17 protein-coding genes are annotated in these 16,655 nt (G+C 55.4%); 8 read left to right on the forward strand and 9 right to left on the reverse strand.

Annotated features, from left to right (window positions below):
• The first annotated feature begins 3 nt into the window (after positions 1-3).
• Complete coding sequence (locus RHM55_RS06665) at positions 4-468, forward strand: DUF1456 family protein (protein WP_219061277.1); 465 nt, start codon at positions 4-6, stop codon at positions 466-468.
• Between the two features lie 53 nt (positions 469-521).
• Positions 522-1,220, forward strand: coding sequence for a tRNA (N6-threonylcarbamoyladenosine(37)-N6)-methyltransferase TrmO (gene tsaA / locus RHM55_RS06670; RefSeq protein ID WP_322180424.1), 699 nt, complete (start codon positions 522-524; stop codon positions 1,218-1,220).
• 74 nt (positions 1,221-1,294) lie between these two features.
• Here the strand turns inward: tsaA and fpr are convergent, their stop codons facing one another.
• A complete protein-coding gene (gene fpr / locus RHM55_RS06675) occupies positions 1,295-2,074 on the reverse strand; it encodes a ferredoxin-NADP reductase (RefSeq protein ID WP_219061275.1) in 780 nt (259 codons plus the stop codon).
• A 121-nt stretch (positions 2,075-2,195) separates the two neighbouring features.
• On the opposite strand from fpr, the gene RHM55_RS06680 reads away from it, so the two are divergent.
• Positions 2,196-3,122: a LysR family transcriptional regulator gene (locus tag RHM55_RS06680; protein ID WP_322180426.1), complete on the forward strand. Its 927-nt coding sequence runs from the start codon at positions 2,196-2,198 to the stop codon at positions 3,120-3,122.
• 23 nt (positions 3,123-3,145) lie between these two features.
• Here RHM55_RS06680 and RHM55_RS06685 read toward each other — a convergent pair whose 3' ends face one another.
• Together RHM55_RS06685 and erdR are read right to left on the reverse strand one after the other, a co-directional pair.
• Entirely contained in the window at positions 3,146-3,511 is a 366-nt protein-coding gene (locus RHM55_RS06685) for a diacylglycerol kinase (RefSeq protein WP_322180428.1), read from the reverse strand.
• A gap of 84 nt (positions 3,512-3,595) precedes the next feature.
• Entirely contained in the window at positions 3,596-4,243 is a 648-nt protein-coding gene (gene erdR / locus RHM55_RS06690; RefSeq protein WP_219061272.1) for a response regulator transcription factor ErdR, read from the reverse strand.
• A 223-nt stretch (positions 4,244-4,466) separates the two neighbouring features.
• Here erdR and RHM55_RS06695 point away from each other — a divergent pair, with 223 nt between their 5' ends.
• On the forward strand, positions 4,467-5,363 hold the full coding sequence (locus RHM55_RS06695; RefSeq protein WP_322180431.1) for a DMT family transporter: 897 nt from the start codon (positions 4,467-4,469) through the stop codon (positions 5,361-5,363).
• Here RHM55_RS06695 and RHM55_RS06700 read toward each other — a convergent pair.
• Positions 5,358-6,068: a tRNA-uridine aminocarboxypropyltransferase gene (locus RHM55_RS06700; protein ID WP_322180433.1), complete on the reverse strand. Its 711-nt coding sequence runs from the start codon at positions 6,066-6,068 to the stop codon at positions 5,358-5,360. The two genes, RHM55_RS06695 and RHM55_RS06700, sit on opposite strands and share 6 nt — an antisense overlap.
• A 254-nt stretch (positions 6,069-6,322) precedes the next feature.
• Here RHM55_RS06700 and RHM55_RS06705 point away from each other — a divergent pair, with 254 nt between their 5' ends.
• Together RHM55_RS06705 and RHM55_RS06710 are read left to right on the forward strand one after the other, a co-directional pair.
• Positions 6,323-6,733: a quorum-sensing-regulated virulence factor family protein gene (locus RHM55_RS06705; RefSeq protein WP_322180435.1), complete on the forward strand. Its 411-nt coding sequence runs from the start codon at positions 6,323-6,325 to the stop codon at positions 6,731-6,733.
• Positions 6,734-7,033: 300 nt separating this feature from the next.
• Positions 7,034-8,152 carry an LOG family protein gene (locus tag RHM55_RS06710; RefSeq protein WP_322180437.1) on the forward strand — a complete coding sequence of 373 codons (1,119 nt, stop codon included), beginning with the start codon at positions 7,034-7,036 and terminating at the stop codon, positions 8,150-8,152.
• 42 nt (positions 8,153-8,194) lie between these two features.
• Here RHM55_RS06710 and recX read toward each other — a convergent pair whose 3' ends face one another.
• The 3 genes from recX to RHM55_RS06725 all read right to left on the reverse strand — a co-directional run bounded on the left by recX (position 8,195) and on the right by RHM55_RS06725 (position 10,348).
• Positions 8,195-8,662, reverse strand: a complete 468-nt coding sequence (recX, locus tag RHM55_RS06715; RefSeq protein WP_322180439.1) for a recombination regulator RecX — start codon at positions 8,660-8,662, stop codon at positions 8,195-8,197.
• A gap of 8 nt (positions 8,663-8,670) precedes the next feature.
• Positions 8,671-9,762 (reverse strand): recombinase RecA, encoded by a 1,092-nt coding sequence (gene recA, locus RHM55_RS06720; protein ID WP_322180441.1) that lies wholly within the window; start codon positions 9,760-9,762, stop codon positions 8,671-8,673.
• Between the two features lie 85 nt (positions 9,763-9,847).
• Positions 9,848-10,348, reverse strand: coding sequence for a CinA family protein (locus RHM55_RS06725; RefSeq protein WP_322180443.1), 501 nt, complete (start codon positions 10,346-10,348; stop codon positions 9,848-9,850).
• A 501-nt stretch (positions 10,349-10,849) separates the two neighbouring features.
• Between RHM55_RS06725 and mutS the strand changes: the two genes are divergently transcribed.
• Together mutS and fdxA are read left to right on the forward strand one after the other, a co-directional pair.
• The gene (mutS, locus tag RHM55_RS06730) at positions 10,850-13,417 is read left to right on the forward strand and encodes a DNA mismatch repair protein MutS (protein WP_322182773.1); all 2,568 of its coding nucleotides are present in this window, start codon (positions 10,850-10,852) and stop codon (positions 13,415-13,417) included.
• Between the two features lie 237 nt (positions 13,418-13,654).
• Positions 13,655-13,978 carry a ferredoxin FdxA gene (gene fdxA, locus RHM55_RS06735; RefSeq protein ID WP_322180445.1) on the forward strand — a complete coding sequence of 108 codons (324 nt, stop codon included), beginning with the start codon at positions 13,655-13,657 and terminating at the stop codon, positions 13,976-13,978.
• A 594-nt stretch (positions 13,979-14,572) separates the two neighbouring features.
• Here fdxA and rpoS read toward each other — a convergent pair.
• Complete coding sequence (rpoS, locus tag RHM55_RS06740; RefSeq protein ID WP_219061263.1) at positions 14,573-15,577, reverse strand: RNA polymerase sigma factor RpoS; 1,005 nt, start codon at positions 15,575-15,577, stop codon at positions 14,573-14,575.
• Between the two features lie 106 nt (positions 15,578-15,683).
• Positions 15,684-16,529 carry a peptidoglycan DD-metalloendopeptidase family protein gene (locus tag RHM55_RS06745; RefSeq protein WP_322180448.1) on the reverse strand — a complete coding sequence of 282 codons (846 nt, stop codon included), beginning with the start codon at positions 16,527-16,529 and terminating at the stop codon, positions 15,684-15,686.
• Positions 16,530-16,655 lie beyond the last annotated feature (126 nt).

The following is a 16,655-nucleotide window of genomic DNA, read 5'->3' on the forward strand; positions in this document are numbered from 1 at the left end:
ACAATGATGAACAACGACGTACTGCGTAGCGTTCGCTACATGCTCGATATCAGCGATGGCAAAGTCGTGGATATCATCAAGCTGGGTGGCCTGGACGTGTCCAAGGACGACGTGATCGCCTTCATGAAAAAGGACGAGGAAGAAGAAGGCTATCTGAATTGCAGCGATGAAGTCATGGCGCATTTTCTCGATGGCCTGGTGATCTTCAAGCGCGGCAAGGACGACAGCCGCGCCCCGCAAAAAATCGAAGTGCCGGTGACCAACAACACCGTGCTGAAAAAACTGCGGGTTGCTTTCGAACTCAAGGAAGACGACATGCACGCCATTCTCAAGGCGGCCGAGTTTCCGGTGTCCAAGCCTGAGCTGAGCGCGCTGTTCCGCAAGTTCGGCCACAGCAACTACCGGACCTGCGGCGACCAGCTGCTGCGCAACTTCCTCAAGGGCCTGACGCTACGCATTCGCGCCTGAGTCCCCTGCTTCAAAACGGATGACCCGACGGACCTCGACCCAAGATCATGACCATGACTTACAACGTCTCCCCCGTCGGCTTCATGCGCTCCTGCTTCAAGGAAAAATTCGCCATCCCCCGGCAGCCTCAACTGGTTCCCGCTGCGCGTGGCGTCCTGGAGTTGGTGGCACCCTTCGACCATGCCGACGCCGTGCAAGGGCTTGAGCAGGTCAGCCATATCTGGCTACTTTTTCTTTTCCATCAGACTCTGGAAGAAAAGCCGCGCCTGAAGGTTCGCCCGCCGCGCCTCGGAGGCAACCAGACCATGGGCGTGTTCGCGACGCGTGCGACTCATCGCCCTAACGGCATTGGTCAGTCGGTGGTGAAGCTGGAGAAGGTAGAGCCTGGGCGCCTTTGGGTCTCGGGCATCGACTTGCTGGACGGCACTCCGGTGCTGGACATCAAACCGTATGTGCCCTACGCCGATAGCGTCGAGGGCGCCACAAACACCATTGCCAGTGCCGCGCCGAAGTTGATTCCAGTGCAATGGGAAGGCAGCGCGTTGCTTCAGGCCCGTGAACACGCGCAACGTCTGAATGAGCCATTGGTCGAGCTGATTGAGCAATGTCTGGCGCAGGATCCACGCCCGGCTTACCAGGTACCGACACCAGAGCGCCGCTACGGCACACAGCTCTGGGATCTTGATGTGCGCTGGCATTACCCGCAAAACGGGCTGATACGCGTGCTTGAGGTCGTGCCTGCGACACAGTGAAGCAACATGCCGCAAAAGAAAAAACCCGCTCGGCCATTGACTGCCGAAGCGGGTTTTTTCTGAATCGGCTGACCTTACTTCTCGACGAAGGCGCGCTCGATCAGGTAATCGCCAGGCTCACGCATGCGCGGGGACACCTTCAAGCCAAAGCTGTTGAGAACTTCACTGGTCTCATCGAGCATGCTCGGGCTGCCACACAGCATTGCACGATCATCCTCAGGGTTGATCGGCGGCAGACCGATGTCCCTGAACAGCTTGCCGCTGCGCATCAGGTCGGTCAGGCGGCCCTGATTCTCGAACGGCTCACGCGTCACGGTTGGGTAATAAATCAGCTTTTCACGCAATGCTTCACCAAAAAACTCATTCTGCGGCAAGTGCTCAGTGATGAACTCGTGGTAGGCAACCTCGTTCACGTAACGTACGCCGTGGCAGAGAATGACCTTCTCGAAGCGCTCATACGTTTCCGGGTCCTGAATGACGCTCATGAACGGCGCCAGCCCCGTTCCTGTGCTGAGCAGATACAGGTGCTTGCCCGGCTTGAGATCGTCCAGCACCAGAGTGCCGGTCGGTTTCTTGCTGATGATGATCTCGTCGCCTTCCTTCAAATGCTGCAACTGCGACGTCAGGGGACCATCAGGCACCTTGATGCTGAAGAATTCGAGATGCTCTTCCCAGTTCGGGCTGGCGATCGAGTAAGCGCGCATGAGCGGGCGCCCGTTCGGCTGCTGAAGACCGATCATGACGAACTGACCGTTCTCGAAGCGCAAACCTGGATCACGGGTGCACTTGAAACTAAAGAGGGTGTCGTTCCAGTGATGGACGCTCAGGACACGCTCGTGATTCATGTTGCTCATGTACGGGGGCTCCGGAAAATTTCGCTCGCGCTGACTCTGAGCGCTATTGCGCGTCATTCTAGTGGCAAGCACAATATCTGTTAAATGAATTATTAAGATATGGGTTATCGGTTATATAGATATGCGATTTACTCTGCGTCAACTTCAAGTCTTCGTCGCCGTCGCTCAGCAGGAAAGCGTCTCGCGCGCTGCCGGGCTTTTGTCACTCTCGCAATCAGCGGCCAGCACCTCTATCACTGAGCTGGAGCGTCAATCCAGCTGCCAATTATTTGATCGCGCCGGCAAACGCTTGAGCCTGAACGCAACGGGCCGCCAGCTACTGCCACAAGCGGTAGCGCTGCTGGATCAGGCCAAGGAGATCGAGGACCTGTTCAATGGCAAATCCGGCTTCGGTTCATTGGCAGTCGGCGCCACGCTCACCATTGGCAATTATTTGGCCACGCTCTTGATCGGCAGTTTCATGCAGCGCCATCCCGAGAGCCAAGTGAAGCTGAGCGTGCAAAACACAGCGAATATTGTGCAGCAGGTTGCCCATTACGAAATTGATCTAGGTCTGATCGAGGGTGATTGTACCCATCCCGACATCGAAGTTCAGACGTGGGTCGAAGACGAACTGGTGGTTTTCTGCGCCCCGCAGCACCCTCTGGCTAAACGCGGACACGCCACCCTGGAGGAACTGACCCAGGAAGCCTGGATCCTCAGGGAGCAAGGTTCAGGCACCCGCCTGACTTTCGATCAAGCCATGCGCCACCACCGCAACGCCCTGAATGTGCGTTTAGAGCTGGAACACACCGAAGCTATCAAGCGAGCAGTCGAGTCTGGTTTGGGTATTGGCTGTATTTCTCGTCTGGCACTGCGCGATGCCATCCGCCGCGGTAGCCTAGTGGCGGTGGAAACCCCGGAGCTGGACCTGTCGCGGCAGTTCTATTTCATCTGGCACAAGCAGAAGTACCAGACCTCTGCCATGCGCGAATTTCTCGACCTGTGTCGCGCATTCACCGCAGGGGTTCAGCGTAGCGACGAAATAGTGCTGCCGAGTATTGCCTGAGCCATCCAGCTATCCGCGAACCATCAACCCAGCAGAATCACACCCCACACCAGGCCGATCATACCCAACGCAATGAATTGCGCCGCGCTGCCCATGTCCTTGGCGTTTTTCGACAATGGGTGCAAATCCAGCGAAATCCGGTCAATGGCCGCCTCAACAGCGGAGTTGAGCAACTCAACAATCAGCGCCAGCAGGCATACGGCAATCAGAACCGCACGCTCACCCCGACTGACATTGAACATGAAGGCCAGAGGTATCAGGATCACGTTGAGGAGCACCAACTGACGAAATGCAGCTTCACCTGTGTAGGCGGCACGCAAACCATCAAACGAATAGCCGGTAGCGTTGAAGATACGTTTCAGGCCTGTTTGGCCTTTAAAGGGCGACATAGATGGGTAACTGCGTAAAAAAGACAAGGAAGGCTAATTTAACAAAAGTCAAAAAAGCGTGAGCATCCGGGCCGAATACAGCATTTAGTTGGCCGGAATTGATTCCATTTGCTGCAAGAGCAAAGCAGCCTGTGTGCGAGTGCGAACATTGAGTTTGCGAAAAATCGCCGTGACATGAGCCTTGATCGTGGCTTCCGAAACACTGAGTTCGTAGGCGATCTGCTTGTTCAGCAACCCCTCGCAGACCATGGTCAATACCCGGAACTGCTGGGGAGTGAGACTCGCCAGACCTGCACTGGCAGCCTTGGCTTCAGCCGAAACGCTGATGGCTTCATTGACTTGCGGCGGCCACCAGACATCGCCATCAAGCACCGTACGTACGGCCTGCTGAATGGTCTCAAGAGAACTGGACTTGGGAATAAAGCCACTGGCGCCAAACTCGCGCGAGCGAACCACGATGGATGCCTCTTCTTGCGCCGACACCATCACCACCGGGATTTGCGGGTACTGTCCGCGCAACAGGACCAGGCCAGAAAATCCGTAAGCGCCAGGCATGTTCAAGTCCAGCAACACCAAGTCCCAATCTGCCTTATCGGTCAGACAGCTTTCAAGCTCGGCAATGCTTTCGGCTTCAACTAACTTAGCCTCAGGACCCAACCCCAGACTCAAGGCCTGACGCAGTGCACTGCGAAACAAAGGGTGGTCATCAGCAATCAGGATTTCGTATGTCATTTATCAATGATCCTGTTTAGGTGAGCACTAATGGATTCAGCGCTCACGAAGGCATCCATCGATGCCAGCAAACTCACGGTACCAACACGGTACGTTCAACGCCAAGACTTACAAAAACCAGCGTTCAAGCGTTATTTCGGTGACAAGGATGACGAGCGAAGTCGGGGTGGTCAAGTTCAACGCTTTACGGCAAAGTCTGCACCCTCCCAACTAGAGCGTCATCATGCGAAAACAAGCCCTGCGGGCCGACCTGTTAATGCTGATCACCGCAATGATCTGGGGCTCCGGCTTTGTCGCGCAAACTTCAGGCATGGACCATATTGGGCCATATCTCTATACAGGCCTGCGCTTCGCCCTTGGCTCGTTATGCTTGTTGCCCCTGCTGCTCCTCCGTCGCTCCGGCGCTGCAAAGCCCGAGCCTCTAATGACGCGCGGCCTACTGCTCGGTGGCATTGTGATGGGGCTGGCATTGTGCACAGGCATCAACCTGCAACAAGTCGGCCTACTGTTTACCAGCGTGACCAACGCCGGATTCATCACCGGTCTTTATGTCATTGTAGTTCCGCTCCTGGGCCTGCTGCTGGGCCACAAGACCGGAACAGGCACCTGGCTTGGCGCAGGGCTGGCAGTGGCGGGCATGTTCCTGCTCAGTGTCGGGGACAATTTCCACGTCGCCTCAGGTGATTGGTTGCAATTGATCGGGGCCTTTGTCTGGGGCGGACATGTAATCCTGGTCGGCGTTTTTGCCAGCCGCCACGACGCGATCCGCCTCGCGTTCCTGCAATTTCTGACCTGCTCGATCATCAGCCTGATCCTGGCGCTGATTTTCGAAGACATACAGTTGCAGTCGATCATCGCCGCCGGCCCTGCCCTGCTGTACGGCGGCGTGGTTGCCGTGGGGATCGGTTATACCCTGCAAGTCGTTGCACAAAAAGATGCTATCGCCTCCCATGCGGCGATTATTCTTTCCCTCGAAGCCGTCTTTGCCGCCATTGCTGGTGCGCTACTGCTGGGAGAGTCGCTGCACCCGAAGGGCTACCTCGGTTGCGCGCTGATGCTTGCGGGTATGCTGCTAGCACAGTTGTGGCCAAAAAAACCTGAGCCGGTAATGGCCCTATAAAAAAGCCTTGAGATGAGTATGCGACGCATCGTCGAGGTCGACCGGAAGCTGATGTTTGGCTGCCAGATAGTGTGCGGTGAAGACATCCAGATACGCGTCCAGCACGCCACCGGCGGTGTTGTCCTCGGCCAGTTCAAGGCACAGCGCCGCCACTTCAGCGGTGCAAAAATGATCATCACGCTTTGAGCGACGCAGTCGATAGCGGGAAATCTGTTCCGGCTCCAGGCTGAGCACAGGAAAATGATCCAGATACGGGCTCTTGCGAAACATCTTGCGTGCCTCGCTCCAGGTTGCGTCCAGCAGAATAAAAAGCGGGCGCTTGCCTTCTTCTAGCTTCACCTCGGTGACCACACGTTCGCTGGCGACAAACTCGCCGGGGAACACGATATAGGGTTGCCACTGTGGATCATTGAGCAATGCCGGTAATTCGGCATCGACTTCAGTCCGCGACCAACCGTACGCATGAGTTTCTTCGATGACATCGGCAATCAACCAGCCCGTATTGGTCGGTTTCAGCGGCTCGACGTCATACATCAACAGACACATGGCTGATTTGGCCGCCACCTTCGGACGCCAGGCGCACAGGCAATAGCTGAAAATCACCCGGCACCCCGGGCAACGCTCAGCCCTTGAGCCTCGAGCAGTAAAAGGCTTGATACTACGCGCCAGGCGTTGGGCTCGCAGCCGGGAAACGGCATGACTCATTGCGGATGACGCCGACAAATACAAAGTATCGACACAGCAGGATCTCGGCAGATAGAAAGTCGAAGCAGTTTATCAGAGGCCGATGTCGCGCCCTTTGTTTCCTTGCCCTTTGTTTACTTTATACTGCACGACCATTCGAGCCTGCCCAGGCAAACACGCTCTGCGTGTGATCGGTTTTGTCGTTACCGACCCCGGCAGTGAACGCACTTTCAAGTCGCTGGTCCAACGGCCAGTCACTGAATCAGGAGAGTTTCATGCTGCGCCTTATCGTCCCCTCCCTCTCGCTTTTGCTGGCAGTACCGTTCTGCGCCGAAGCGGCCTCCAAGCAGGATTTCGAACTGAGCAAAATGCTGGAAAAAGTTGCTATGGAAAGCAGCGTCGGCACACCGCGGGCGATCAATGAAGACATTCTGGATCAGGGTTACACGGTTGAAGGAAAGGTCTTGATCAATCACCTTAGCGTGCGCGAAAGCCACGCCATGAAGATGCGCAGCAACCCGGACGCAGTTCGCAGCCAATTGGGCGACAGCGTTTGCCACAACACCGGTTACCGTCAACTCATGGCCAAGGGCGCACTGCTCAAGTATGAGTTCACCGAATACAAAACCAACCGCCCGGTTGCGACCCAGGCTTTCAAAGCCGCTGATTGCGCGGTGAAGAAATAGTATCGGTAAAAAATTTCATACGGCGACAAGCAGGGTCTATACATTTAAAAGGCTTTTAAATTTTCAGGGCAAAAAGGGGGTTGCCCGTACTGTTACGTAGTACCCATGTTTTTCTTTTAACCCAAGGACATAAGCAGAATCAGTATGGATCACTCGGTAACGATATCCGTGCGAAACTGGCGCTCCAAAGCCAGCTGTAATGCTCGGGCAAATGTCTGGGCAGCCAGCGACACACGATGTGTCGCGGTCGTGTCGATCATGTCGGCACGATCAGTGGTTCTGCAGAAGGAGAAAGTCTGAATGCCTTATGAACCGAATGATTTTTTGTCTCGACACTTCCAGAGCAATGGTTTCGACCTCACCAGCAAGGTTGAAGAACATATCGGCCTGGTTGCTCCCAACAGCCCCAATCTACCGCTCTACCGCGACATGATGTTGACTGTTCTGCGCATGGCGCAGGACGACCGCAATCGCTGGAACGCCAAGATAACCCTGCAAGCATTGCGTGAACTTGAGCACGCCTTCCGGATACTGGAACAATTCAAGAGCCGTCGTAAAGTCACCGTGTTCGGCTCGGCTCGTACACCTGTAGAACATCCGCTGTATGCCTTGGCACGGGAAGTAGGCGCCGCCTTGGCGCGCTCCGACCTGATGGTGATTACTGGTGCCGGTGGCGGCATTATGGCCGCAGCACACGAAGGAGCGGGGCTCGACCATAGCCTGGGCTTCAATATCACCCTGCCTTTCGAGCAGCATGCAAATCCCACCGTTGAAGGCACTGACAACCTGCTGCCTTTCCACTTCTTCTTTATCCGCAAATTGTTCTTCGTTAAAGAAGCGAATGGACTGGTGCTATGCCCTGGCGGTTTCGGCACGCTGGATGAAGCGCTGGAAGTCTTGACGCTGATTCAGACTGGCAAAAGCCCACTTGTGCCTGTCGTTTTACTCGACACACCCGGTGGCAGCTTCTGGCAAGAGGCGCTTAATTTCATCAGCCATCAACTGGAGGCCAATCATTACATTTTGCCAAGCGACATGAAGTTGCTGCGACTGGTTTACAGCGCGGAAGAAGCGGTCGATGAAATCAACCAGTTCTACAACAACTTCCATTCCACCCGGTGGCTGAAAAGTCTGTTTGTGATTCGGATGAATCACCCGCTCAACCAGCAGTCACTCGACTACATACAAGAGGCGTTTGCCGACTTGCGGCTGAGTGACACCTTCCATCAGCATATGTACATGGGTGAAGAGCACGACGAACCGCAGTTCAGCCACCTTGTGCGACTGGTGTTTAACTTTAATGGAAGAAACCAGGGTCGCCTGCGCGAACTGGTCGATTACATCAACAAACCGGAAAGCTGGGCCAAAACCCCTCCTCAGCAACAAACCCGTGTACGTGAACCGCTAAAGGTCACGTAAGGGGTCCTGCCCCGGGCAAGCTCAGCGGCTTGTCCACTTCGCTCAGTCATCCGCACCCCGGCCGCTCAACAAGCGGCCGATCATGTCCAGCGGATAACCCCGATAGCTAAGGAAACGTCCCTGCTTCGCACGCTCGCGAGCGTCCACCGGTAGCTTCCCGGCAAACTTGCGTCGCCAGGTTTCTTCCAGCTGAGCCTGCCAGTCGAAGCCACTCTCGCGTAATGCCTGCTCTATATCTGCTCGTGGCAAGCCACGCTGCCCAAGCTCTTCACGGATGCGCAAAGGCCCTTGACCCGAGCGAGCACGGTAAGAAACGAAGCTTTCGAGGTATCTCGACTCGGACAACAACCCTTCTTCCGTAAGCCGGTCAAGGGCAGGTTCGATCAATTCAGGAGGGGCGCCGCGCTGACGCAACTTGCGCGCCAGCTCGACTCGACCGTGCTCGCGACGTGCGAGCAGGTCCATTGCAGTACGCCTTACGGCGACAGGCGTATCAAGCACCGCTGTCATAGGCTGTATCAGATATCGACGTCGGTTTCGGCCAGATCAGCAGCAGCCATTTTGGCACCTTTAACAGGTAATGCCTTGGTGTCGGCGGCAGGCGATGCCTTGGTATCGGCAGTCGGAGTCAGCAGCTTTTCACGAATCAGCTTCTCGAGGTTCGCACCAATTTCCGGATTATCCGCCAGGAACTTGGCCGAGTTGGCTTTGCCCTGACCAATCTTGCTGCCCTGATAGCTGTACCAGGCACCGGATTTCTCTACAAAACCGTGAAGTACAGCCAGATCAATGATCTCGCCGTTCAGGTAAATACCCTTGCCGTAGAGAATCTGGAACTCAGCCTGACGAAACGGCGGAGCCACTTTGTTCTTGACGACTTTGACGCGGGTTTCGCTGCCTACAACTTCATCACCTTCTTTCACCGCGCCAGTACGGCGGATGTCCAGACGGACCGAAGCATAGAACTTGAGCGCATTACCGCCTGTGGTGGTTTCCGGGCTACCGAACATCACACCAATCTTCATACGGATCTGGTTGATGAAGATGACCAGGCAGTTGGCGTTCTTGATGTTACCGGTGATTTTACGCAACGCCTGTGACATCAGACGGGCCTGAAGGCCTACGTGCATGTCACCCATTTCGCCTTCGATTTCAGCTTTCGGAACCAGGGCTGCTACGGAGTCGATCACAATAACGTCGACGGCGTTGGAGCGCACCAGCATGTCGGTGATTTCCAGCGCTTGCTCACCGGTATCGGGTTGCGACACCAGCAGGTCGTCAACATTGACGCCAAGCTTGCCTGCGTATTCTGGATCGAGCGCGTGCTCAGCATCGACGAATGCACAGGTAGCACCCAGCTTTTGGGCTTGAGCGATAACCGAAAGCGTCAGCGTGGTTTTACCCGAGGACTCCGGACCGTAGATTTCAACGATTCGGCCTCGTGGCAAGCCACCGATACCGAGGGCGATATCCAACCCGAGTGAGCCGGTAGAAATAGAAGGAATCGCCTGGCGGTCATGATCCCCCATGCGCATAACGGCACCTTTGCCGAATTGACGCTCGATCTGACCCAAGGCCGCAGCCAAGGCTTTCTTCTTGTTCTCGTCCATTGAAGTCCTCACGTAATCAATAAGGCCTGACGGCCACAACACCTGTATAAGTAGACAGTATTATTCCACAGGGTGGAGCGCTCGCCTACCCCCGTTTTAGTATTTCTCCAGCCGCGAGCTGTATCAGCCCCTCTAGCGCGGCCTTTACCGTTTGTCGGCGGACCTGATCACGGTCACCGTCAAACTGTCTGCGCTCGGAAACGAGCTGCTGTCCCGCGCCCCATGCAAGCCATACCGTCCCTACCGGCTTGTCCGCCGAGCCACCATCAGGCCCGGCAACGCCACTGACCGCGACAGCAAACTGTGCCCCGCTTTTTTCCTGTGCGCCCGACACCATGGCCTCGACCACTTCGCGGCTGACCGCTCCCACCGAACCGAACAGTTCGGCTGGCACGTTCAACTGACGGGTCTTTTGCGCGTTCGAATAGGTGACATAACCGGCCTCGAACCAGGTAGAGCTGCCGGGTATACGGGTAATCGCCTCGGCAATCCCTCCCCCCGTGCAGGATTCAGCGGTGGTTACTTGCGCCTTCAACGATTGCAGATGCTTGCCGAGTACAGCCGCAAGCTGGGTAATATCATCCACGACCTTCTCCGATTTTCAGCACGTCAGACGAGACACCGTACACGAGCTTTTTATACGTGCAAGGACAGAAGCATTCGACCACTCCGCCCCTTGGATCACGCGCGATTGAATGGCTACCGACCTCTCTTGACCGGTTTTTTAACGGTTTCAATCATTGTTTCTCTGGGGCGCTTTTTTGCCTCGTCGACAGAGATGAAGCGACCATTGACTGCATCTCGACCACGTTTATTCGACATAAGAACATCCTTGTTCCTGCTGTTCTCTGGAATGAAACAGCTTGAATGCAAGCGTAGCCATCTCTGCGCAATAGCCCATCGCAAAGTCGTAACCAGGCTTTTCGCCAGGCTCCACTCTGCGAGGCAAGATCGTGCGTGTTAACCTTGCGCCCATTGTAAAAACAGACGGGCACAGGACTTCATCCACGTCGATGAGCTCCGCAAGGCGCCCGACATCTGGCCCACACTTTTGACGAATTCGCCTAAAAAACCGATGAATAAAGCATTGACTGACCTGTCTTCCCACACCCCGATGATGCAGCAATATTGGCGGTTGAAAAATCAACACCCTGATCAGTTGATGTTCTATCGCATGGGCGACTTTTACGAAATTTTCTACGAAGACGCCAAAAAAGCCTCCAAGCTGCTGGATATCACGTTGACTGCGCGCGGCCAGTCGGCGGGACAGGCGATCCCTATGTGTGGGATTCCTTACCATGCGGCCGAAGGCTATCTCGCGAAGCTGGTGAAGCTCGGCGAGTCGGTAGTGATCTGCGAACAGGTCGGCGATCCCGCGACCAGTAAAGGCCCGGTGGACCGTCAGGTCGTGCGAATCATTACACCCGGCACGGTCAGCGACGAAGCGCTACTCGACGAACGCAGGGACAACCTGATTGCTGCGGTATTGGGCGATGAACGCCTGTTTGGCCTCGCTGTTCTGGACATCACCAGTGGCAATTTCAGTGTTCTTGAAATCAAGGGCTGGGAAAACCTGCTGGCGGAGCTGGAGCGCATCAATCCAGTCGAGCTGATGATCCCCGATGATTGGCCACAGGGCTTGCCCGCCGAGAAGCGACGAGGGACCCGGCGTCGTGCGCCGTGGGACTTCGAGCGCGATTCGGCGTTTAAAAGCCTGTGCCAGCAATTTTCTACCCAGGACCTCAAAGGCTTTGGTTGCGAGAACCTGACACTGGCTATCGGAGCCGCAGGTTGTTTGCTCGGTTATGCCAAAGAAACCCAGCGCACCGCTCTCCCGCATTTGCGCAGCCTGCGCCATGAACGTCTGGATGATACGGTCGTACTCGATGGCGCCAGTCGACGCAACCTGGAGCTGGACACCAATCTGGCAGGCGGACGCGAAAACACTCTGCAATCGGTCATGGACCGCTGCCAGACCGCCATGGGCAGTCGCCTGCTGACACGCTGGCTGAATCGCCCATTACGTGACTTGAGCGTGCTGCAAGCCCGACAAAGCTCGATCACATGCCTGCTCGAACGTTACCGCTTTGAACACCTGCAGCCGCAGTTGAAGGAAATTGGCGATATCGAGCGGATTCTCGCCCGGATTGGCCTGCGCAACGCACGCCCGCGTGATCTGGCCCGCCTGCGCGACGCCCTGGCGGCATTGCCCGAGCTACAACGAGCAATGACTGATTTGGAAGCACCGCACCTCCAGCAACTGGCGCTGACGACCAGCACCTACCCGGAATTAGCGGACCTGCTGCAAAGAGCTGTCATCGACAACCCGCCTGCAGTCATTCGTGATGGCGGCGTGTTGAAAACCGGCTACGACGCCGAGCTCGACGACCTGCAATCGCTCAGCGAAAACGCCGGACAGTTTCTGATTGATCTGGAAGCCCGAGAAAAAGCCCGCACGGGGCTGGCCAACCTCAAGGTCGGCTACAACCGGATTCACGGCTACTTTATCGAGCTGCCAAGCAAGCAAGCCGAGCAGGCGCCCGCCGACTATATCCGACGCCAGACGCTCAAAGGCGCCGAGCGCTTCATCACCCCTGAGTTGAAGGCGTTCGAAGACAAGGCGCTGTCAGCCAAGAGCCGCGCACTGGCTCGCGAAAAGATGCTCTACGAAGCGTTGCTCGAAGACCTGATCGGTCATTTGGCGCCCTTGCAAGACACGGCTGCGGCATTGGCTGAACTGGACGTACTGAGCAACCTGGCTGAGCGCGCGCTGAACCTTGACCTGAACTGCCCACGCTTCGTCGATGAGCCGTGCATGCGCATCGAACAAGGCCGGCACCCGGTTGTCGAGCAAGTGTTGACCAGTCCATTCGTCGCCAACGATCTGGCGCTTGATGACAACACTCGAATGCTGGTGATCACCGGACCGAACATGGGCGGTAAGTCGACATACATGCGCCAGACCGCCCTGATCGTTTTGCTGGCTCACATCGGCAGCTTCGTACCTGCAGCCAGTTGCGAGCTGTCGTTGGTGGATCGGATCTTTACCCGGATCGGTTCCAGCGACGACCTGGCAGGCGGCCGTTCTACCTTTATGGTGGAAATGAGCGAAACCGCGAACATTCTGCATAACGCGACCGACCGCAGCCTGGTATTGATGGATGAAGTCGGCCGAGGCACCAGCACATTCGACGGATTATCACTGGCGTGGGCTGCGGCAGAATGTCTCGCCCAGTTACGCGCCTATACGCTGTTCGCCACCCACTATTTCGAGCTGACTGTACTCCCGGAAAGCGAGCCGCTGGTTGCAAACGTGCATCTGAACGCCACGGAGCACAATGAACGAATCGTCTTCCTGCATCGTGTCTTGCCCGGACCTGCCAGCCAAAGCTATGGCCTGGCAGTCGCCCAGCTGGCGGGGGTTCCAGCCAAGGTCATACTGCGCGCAAAGGAACACTTGCAGCGTCTGGAAACAACGAGCCTGCCCCATGAGGCGCCCCGATCAGTCCCTGGCAAACCATCGACCCCACAGCAAAGCGATATGTTCGCCAGCCTTCCGCACCCGGTACTCGAAGAGTTGTCAAAAACCAAAGTAGACGACCTGACACCGCGCCAGGCGCTAGAGTTATTGTATGTCTTGCAGACGCGCATCTAACGGCAATCGCTGCAAGCTGTTAGAATCCCGCGCGGCTTGGGATGCTGCGGGTTTTTAGCCTGACTCCGCAGATTATCCGAGCCGCGTGAAAGCGAACGAACAACGGTAAGGCAAGGCGCGATGCCGTATAAGCGCCTTGCCACTGAATGTATTGGTTTCACACGGCCTGGGAAGTTCCCGAACTTAGCAGCCCTGCTGGAAGGGCTCAGCTACCGCCGCCTGAGGAGATAATTAGAAATGACCTTCGTCGTCACCGACAACTGCATCAAGTGCAAGTACACCGACTGCGTAGAAGTGTGTCCGGTGGACTGCTTCTACGAAGGCCCGAATTTCCTGGTGATTCACCCGGATGAGTGCATCGATTGTGCGCTTTGCGAGCCTGAGTGCCCGGCACAGGCAATCTTCTCGGAAGATGAAGTGCCTGAGGATATGCAGGTATTTATCCAGTTGAACGTAGAGTTAGCGGAAATCTGGCCGAATATCACCGAGAAGAAAGAAGGCCTGCCCGATGCTGAAGAGTGGGATGGCGTCAAAGACAAGCTCAAAGATCTAGAGCGCTAAGTCGTATTGCTCTTACAAAAGGCCCCTTCGGGGCCTTTTGTATTTTAAGTCTTTAAACAGGGTCCGCCCAACGGGCCCTGCTGCGCCGGCAGTTTTCCGCAGGCAAAAAAAAGGGCGGTATGACCCGCCCATATTGTCCTTAATCCCTGTAATCCCTTTCATCATCCTGATGAATCGCATCCTGCGATGTCCTTGACTGTCATCCTTAACGGCCTGTGTCTATCCCTGGACACAGTTCTTATCTTAGTGATTTCACCGCCAGGAGCAACCGTTAAAAGTTTTCAAAAAGAGTCTTGGCCGACCAGTCATTAAAATTAAATATCATTTAAAATCAACAAACTACACAAATAATAATAAAACAAAGACAATATCGCCCCCTTAAACTTACGATCACTTACACCACGCGTAAGCAAAGGCTTACATAAAAAACGCCCTATTGCTCGTCGCGCTAAACGTATGAAAGGCATCATCTAATAAATCATGGAACACCCGCAGCCACTTATCCACCTCGCGAATATAAAAACACCCCGACCCAGTCGAGGTGTTTTTATAAATCGGTCGCACAACGTCGCACACACTTGAGTCCATGCACTGCTATTGAAACAGAGACTCGCTCGACAGACCGTTCTTTTCAAGAATTTCACGTAAGCGCTTGAGGCCCTCGACCTGAATTTGCCTGACCCTTTCGCGGGTCAAACCAATTTCCAGACCTACGTCTTCCAAGGTACTGCTTTCGTGCCCTCGCAAGCCGAAACGCCTTATTACCACCTCTCGCTGCTTATCGGTAAGCTCGGAAAGCCACTGATCGATACTCTGGGAAAGATCATCGTCCTGCAGCAATTCACACGGGTCTGTAGGGCGATCATCGGTCAGCGTATCGAGCAAAGTCTTGTCAGAATCTGGACCGAGGGAAACGTCTACGGAGGACACCCGTTCATTGAGCCCAAGCATGCGTTTGACCTCGCCAACCGGCTTTTCGAGCAGGTTGGCGATTTCTTCAGGAGAGGGTTCGTGATCAAGTTTCTGGGTCAATTCACGAGCAGCACGCAAGTAAACGTTAAGCTCTTTGACCACATGAATGGGCAACCTGATCGTACGGGTCTGATTCATGATGGCACGCTCAATGGTCTGGCGAATCCACCATGTCGCGTAAGTTGAGAAGCGGAAACCGCGTTCAGGATCGAATTTCTCGACCGCCCGGATCAGGCCCAGGTTGCCCTCTTCGATCAGGTCAAGCAATGAGAGTCCACGATTGACGTAGCGTCGGGCAATTTTTACCACCAGCCGCAGATTGCTTTCGATCATGCGTTTGCGCCCTGCCGGATCACCGCTCTGCGACAAACGCGCAAAGTGGACTTCTTCTTCCGGCGAAAGCAGAGGAGAGAAACCAATTTCATTCAGATACAACTGAGTGGCGTCGAGCGCCCGGGTGTAGTCGATGTACTTGTGTTGCTTGAGCGTTGTGGAGTGTTTGGCTTTGGCGCGGGCAGGAGTTACAGCAGTTTCCTTGCTCGAAACCTTGTCCAGAACGATGCCGGGTTCCATAAGGAGCACCTCATCGTCGATGTCAAACTCCGGCGCTTCTTTGCTGAGAGCCATTGTTATAGTCCTTTGGTGAGTTCGACCTCAAGCCCTAGCGGCGCCTAACTTCCATGGCAACGCTTGAGCCTGTCCCCTCTACGCCAGGAAACAGGCTGGTAACCGATCAACGACGTGGCAGGAATTCCAGAGGATCTACAGGTTTACCTTGACGGCGAATCTCAAAATGCAGTTTCACCCGGTCAGTCCCCGTTGACCCCATTTCAGCAATTGTCTGTCCGACCTTGACCTGCTGCCCCTCCCGAACCAACAGCCTACGGTTATGTCCGTAAGCACTGACGTAGGTGTCGCTGTGTTTGATGATTACTAACTCGCCGTAGCCCCGCAAGCCACTCCCGGCGTACACCACCGAACCATCAGACGCAGCCAAAACAGGCTGTCCCAAATCCCCAGCGATATCAATTCCTTTATTCAAACTACCGTTTGAAGAAAATTTACCTATCAAAATGCCATTAGATGGCCACGCCCAACCCGCGGGTGAACGTCCTACAGCCTGTATCGGCGTTGTCGCAGGAGTCCCGGCAGGAGCAGGAACGATTACCGGGACAACCCCGATAGGGCGAGAGATCACTGTCGTTTTGATCGAACCGGAAGGGGCTACATCGGATGTGGAAGCGACTGACGTCGGCGCGGAACTTGACCGGCCATCAAAGCGAATTGTCTGCCCCGGGTGGATGGTATAGGGAGCAGGAATCTGATTGCGTTCGGCCAGCGCTTTCCAGTCCCAACCGTAACGAAATGCAATAGAGAACAGGGTATCGCTACGCCGCACCACGTACTGCCCGGTCGTAACCGCCTGCCGTTGGGGCGCCGTCTTGTTACGATCGACAACCCTCACCCCTCCAGAAGGCGTGCTGGAGCAGCCGGCCAGAAATATACCGAGGGCAATGCCAATCACCAGGCGCTGAAAGCTTGCTATGGACATACACTGTCGAATGACTGTGAGACTCACCCGCCACTCCCTTTACTGGTGACTGAATTTAAGTTGCCTATTGTGCCGTAATAACGGCTGGCAGCTAATACTTAACTGGTTACAAAACCGTGCGTTACAGCACTTATTCAAGATACTGCGTTAACC

This window comes from Pseudomonas sp. MH9.2 (genome assembly GCF_034353875.1).
GTDB lineage: Bacteria > Pseudomonadota > Gammaproteobacteria > Pseudomonadales > Pseudomonadaceae > Aquipseudomonas.